Raw genomic sequence first — 3,928 nt, 5'->3', positions numbered from 1 at the left:
CACCGATGTCCCAGTGCAAGATCCCCGACTACCGCACCGGCCACCGCGGCCGGCACTGGACCCATGCCCTGCGCAGCGCCGAGAAGGCCGGTGCGGTCGTCGTCACGGACGAGACCGGTGAAACGGTCCGCTACGCCGGCGAACCCAGCGGCCCCGGCCGATTCCGCCCCTGGCTGACGGCCTCGGGGGAACGCTACGACAGCCACGACGTCCACCCCGAGTGGTGACGCGCAGGCGCGGACATCGCCGACGGAACCCCTGGGAGAGGAGGGCACTCCATGCACGGTCCCACGAGCCCCGCGCGGCCCCGGTCACGGATCGTGTGGGAGACGGCCGCGCTCGAGGCCGCCGCCCGGTTCCTGCGGGACGACCTGGCGGGCGTGCGCCTGCTGGTGGAGTCGGCCGACCTGCTGCCGTGCGGGCCCCGGCCCGCCGGGACCGCCGCGTACGGATCGCCCGACGTCCGGCGCATGCACGCGGGCCGGTACCGGCTGCTCTACCGGGTCACCGCCGAGGGTGACACCGGCGGGACGGCGATCACGGTGCTCCACGTCGGCCGCATCGCCTGACACACCGGGGGCGGGCCCTTCGGCCGCGTCGTGCGGGTCGTGCGGGTCGTGCATGTCCGGGGGTTCCAGGGGCATGCGAGTGGCCGGAGGTGAAAGCCATGGTTCCCCTGCTTCTCGTTCTGCTGCTCGCCCTGATCCTGTTCGGCGCCGGCTTCGCACTGAAGGTCCTCTGGTGGGTCGCGATCGCCGTACTGGTGATCTGGCTCCTCGGGTTCGTCGCCCGGCCGAGGACCGGCGGCGGGCGTTGGTACCGCTGGTAGTCGCGGCCGGTCCGCCATGAGGCGTCAGTGGTGCCCGCACCGTACGGTGCGGGCACCACTGACGCCTCATGGCGGACCGGCCGCGACTACCAGCGGTACCAACGCCCGCCGCCGGTCCTCGGCCGGGCGACGAACCCGAGGAGCCAGATCACCAGTACGGCGATCGCGACCCACCAGAGGACCTTCAGTGCGAAGCCGGCGCCGAACAGGATCAGGGCGAGCAGCAGAACGAGAAGCAGGGGAACCATGGCTTTCACCTCCGGCCACTCGCATGCCCCTGGAACCCCCGGACATGCACGACCCGCACGACCCGCACGACGCGGCCGAAGGGCCCGCCCCCGGTGTGTCAGGCGATGCGGCCGACGTGGAGCACCGTGATCGCCGTCCCGCCGGTGTCACCCTCGGCGGTGACCCGGTAGAGCAGCCGGTACCGGCCCGCGTGCATGCGCCGGACGTCGGGCGATCCGTACGCGGCGGTCCCGGCGGGCCGGGGCCCGCACGGCAGCAGGTCGGCCGACTCCACCAGCAGGCGCACGCCCGCCAGGTCGTCCCGCAGGAACCGGGCGGCGGCCTCGAGCGCGGCCGTCTCCCACACGATCCGTGACCGGGGCCGCGCGGGGCTCGTGGGACCGTGCATGGAGTGCCCTCCTCTCCCAGGGGTTCCGTCGGCGATGTCCGCGCCTGCGCGTCACCACTCGGGGTGGACGTCGTGGCTGTCGTAGCGTTCCCCCGAGGCCGTCAGCCAGGGGCGGAATCGGCCGGGGCCGCTGGGTTCGCCGGCGTAGCGGACCGTTTCACCGGTCTCGTCCGTGACGACGACCGCACCGGCCTTCTCGGCGCTGCGCAGGGCATGGGTCCAGTGCCGGCCGCGGTGGCCGGTGCGGTAGTCGGGGATCTTGCACTGGGACATCGGTGTCACCGCCTCGTCGGGTTCCCGGCGTCCGGCCCGCCGCCACGGGCCCGGGCGCGACGCCGGCCGGACAGACCGTTCTACCCCAAATGCGCCGGTTCGAACGTCGTACGAGACCCCGACCCGAGGTGATCAGCACGGTGAGGCTGTCAGCTCCCCCCGATGCGCGGCCTCCAGCACCGGCGGCCGCTGGGGCGCTGGGGTGCCCTGCGCCGCATCCCCACGCCCTTTCCGTGCAGCAGCCGCTCGCCTGCTCGATGACCTCATGGCGTGTTTGCCCTAGCCAGGCACGATTTGTTGCAAACATCTCCGTACAGGTCTGCGAGTGTTCAGGAGGAGCGATGTCCGTGATCTTGACGTTGGAAGCCGTCGGCGATCCGAAGGCGTTGGAGCAGTACGCCCGCAGCCACAACGAGAAGTTCCAGGGGGTCCTTGAGACGGCGAAGCGCCATGGCCTCATCGCGCACCGCTTCTACGGTTCCGAGGACGGCACCCGCCTGATGGTGCTGGACGAGTGGCCGGACCGGCAGAGCTTCGAGTCGTTCTTCCAGGAGATGGAGTCCGAGATCCGGCCGATGATGGAAGCCGCGGGGGTGACGGCCCGGCTCGAACCGACGTTCTGGCGGGAACTCTCGACCCAGGACGCCTACGGCTGGGGCGTCTGAGGACGCCGCGACGACGTCAGGCGCGCCGCGCGACGGGACGCTGCCGGTCCGCCGTGGGCCGGCCCGCCGGTTCGGCTTCGCGTGCGCGGAGCCGAACGGCAACCGCGGAGTGACGACCACGGTACGGGTCAGGTGCGCTGGTACCTGCCCCGTGGGAGGCGGTACACGACGCTCGGGCGCAGTGGGCCGAGGGGCATGGTCGGGTCGTCGAAGTCGTCGGCCCGGTCGCGGGTCATTCCGATGCGGCGCATCACGGCCTGGGACGGCACGTTGGTGACGGAGGTGACCGCGAGGATCTCCGGCAGCGCCAGCGTGTCGAAGCCGAATTCGAGTGCGGCCCGGGCCGCCTCCGTCGCGTAGCCGTGCCCCCATGCCGAGCGGGCCAGACGCCAGCCTGCCTCCACGCCCGTGAACGGCATGACGTCCTCCACCGCGTCCAGGCCGGTGAACCCGATGAACTCACCGCTGTCGATCACCTCGACCGCCCACCAGCCCCAGCCCCGCCGGTGGATCTCCGCCTGGAAGCGGGCCGCCGACGCGTCGGCCTGCTCGCGGGTGAGCACTCCGGGAAAGTACCGGCGGACTTCCGGGTCGGCATTCATCGCAGCCCACGGAGCGAGGTCGCTCTCCCGCCACCCCCGCAGCAACAGACGCTCGGTTCTCAGCTCAGACATCCGGCCAACCTAACCCGGGCCCATGAACAGCGGAACACCGTCGAACGCTGCATCGACAGGCTCGAGCGGTGCCGCGGCCGCGCCACTCGGTACGGCAGGACCGCCGGCCGCCGTTTTCATCTGTTCAGCGGAGTGATCCGGAGGAAGCGGCCCAGTTCGCCGTGCGCCGCGCCCCCGGGCCTGTGATGCTGGCCGGGACCCGGAGCGGTTCCCTCAGTGACCGCCGCCGTGTACGACAAGCGGAGGAGGAGCCTTGGCACCCCTTGCTCGGATTCCGCTGGAGGGCGGGGGCTTCGTCCTGGTCGAGGCTTCGCCCGCCACGGACGGGCCGGTGAAGGCCGGCCGCATCGGTGATGCCGTCCGCGTCCTGCCCGAAACCCTGCAGGAGGCGCTCGCGCCGGTCACGGCGGCAGCGCGCGTGGCACTCGACCAACTGCGCAAAGCCCGCCCCGACGACATCACGGTCCAGTTCGGCATCGACCTCTCGGTCGCGGCCGGGGCCGTGATCACCAAGACCGGTGCCGGCTGTCATCTGACGGTGACCATGACGTGGAAAGGGAGCGATTCCGGCCGTCCTCCCGCCGCCTCTGAACCTCCGGAGCGAGCCGAGTGAACGGCTCGGCCCCCCACGCCGCGGATCCGCGACCGGACAGCAGCCGTACGCGGGGACTGCCGCCCGCCGTGGCCCCGGGCCGAACGGGCCCGCGAGCGGGCTACTGCCTGAGCGCCGCCCGCGTCCCTCCCGCTGCGTCTACCCGACCAGGCGGCGGCGCCAGTCGAGGGGAGTGACGGTGATGGCCCGGGCGGGGTCGTGGTCCCACTCGGTGCGCAGGCCCACCGCTTCGAGGGC

The 3,928-nt window shown here is 72.2% G+C and carries 10 protein-coding genes; 5 read left to right on the top strand and 5 right to left on the bottom strand.

Features of this window, described 5'->3' with window-relative positions; translation table 11 throughout:
- The 3 genes from VR44_RS15275 to VR44_RS15265 all read left to right on the top strand — a co-directional run.
- Positions 1-227 (top strand): hypothetical protein (locus tag VR44_RS15275; protein WP_157880308.1); only part of this gene is annotated, 227 nt, incomplete at its 5' end.
- A gap of 51 nt (positions 228-278) precedes the next feature.
- Entirely contained in the window at positions 279-569 is a 291-nt protein-coding gene (locus VR44_RS15270; protein ID WP_045948028.1) for a type II toxin-antitoxin system RelE/ParE family toxin, read from the top strand.
- Positions 570-667: 98 nt separating this feature from the next.
- Positions 668-829: a hypothetical protein gene (locus VR44_RS15265; protein WP_045948029.1), complete on the top strand. Its 162-nt coding sequence runs from the start codon at positions 668-670 to the stop codon at positions 827-829.
- Positions 830-915: 86 nt separating this feature from the next.
- Here VR44_RS15265 and VR44_RS15260 read toward each other — a convergent pair whose 3' ends face one another.
- The 3 genes from VR44_RS15260 to VR44_RS15250 all read right to left on the bottom strand — a co-directional run bounded on the left by VR44_RS15260 (position 916) and on the right by VR44_RS15250 (position 1,739).
- Positions 916-1,077 carry a hypothetical protein gene (locus VR44_RS15260; protein WP_045948029.1) on the bottom strand — a complete coding sequence of 54 codons (162 nt, stop codon included), beginning with the start codon at positions 1,075-1,077 and terminating at the stop codon, positions 916-918.
- Between the two features lie 98 nt (positions 1,078-1,175).
- Positions 1,176-1,466 carry a type II toxin-antitoxin system RelE/ParE family toxin gene (locus VR44_RS15255; protein WP_045948028.1) on the bottom strand — a complete coding sequence of 97 codons (291 nt, stop codon included), beginning with the start codon at positions 1,464-1,466 and terminating at the stop codon, positions 1,176-1,178.
- A gap of 51 nt (positions 1,467-1,517) precedes the next feature.
- Positions 1,518-1,739, bottom strand: coding sequence for a hypothetical protein (locus VR44_RS15250; RefSeq protein ID WP_045948027.1), 222 nt, complete (start codon positions 1,737-1,739; stop codon positions 1,518-1,520).
- Between the two features lie 347 nt (positions 1,740-2,086).
- Here VR44_RS15250 and VR44_RS15245 point away from each other — a divergent pair, with 347 nt between their 5' ends.
- Positions 2,087-2,404, top strand: coding sequence for a hypothetical protein (locus VR44_RS15245; protein ID WP_157880307.1), 318 nt, complete (start codon positions 2,087-2,089; stop codon positions 2,402-2,404).
- A gap of 128 nt (positions 2,405-2,532) precedes the next feature.
- On the opposite strand, the gene VR44_RS15240 is transcribed toward VR44_RS15245, so the two are convergent.
- Positions 2,533-3,078 carry a GNAT family N-acetyltransferase gene (locus tag VR44_RS15240; protein WP_045948025.1) on the bottom strand — a complete coding sequence of 182 codons (546 nt, stop codon included), beginning with the start codon at positions 3,076-3,078 and terminating at the stop codon, positions 2,533-2,535.
- 253 nt (positions 3,079-3,331) lie between these two features.
- Between VR44_RS15240 and VR44_RS15235 the strand changes: the two genes are divergently transcribed.
- Positions 3,332-3,691, top strand: a complete 360-nt coding sequence (locus tag VR44_RS15235) for a CU044_2847 family protein (protein WP_045948024.1) — start codon at positions 3,332-3,334, stop codon at positions 3,689-3,691.
- 138 nt (positions 3,692-3,829) lie between these two features.
- Here VR44_RS15235 and VR44_RS49125 read toward each other — a convergent pair.
- Positions 3,830-3,928 (bottom strand): DUF6891 domain-containing protein (locus VR44_RS49125; protein WP_425424511.1); only part of this gene is annotated, 99 nt, incomplete at its 5' end.

It is taken from the genome of Streptomyces katrae, assembly GCF_000966975.1.
In the GTDB taxonomy this organism is placed as follows: Bacteria; Actinomycetota; Actinomycetes; order Streptomycetales; family Streptomycetaceae; genus Streptomyces; species Streptomyces katrae.
This window is presented reverse-complemented; position numbering and strand designations above follow the sequence as displayed.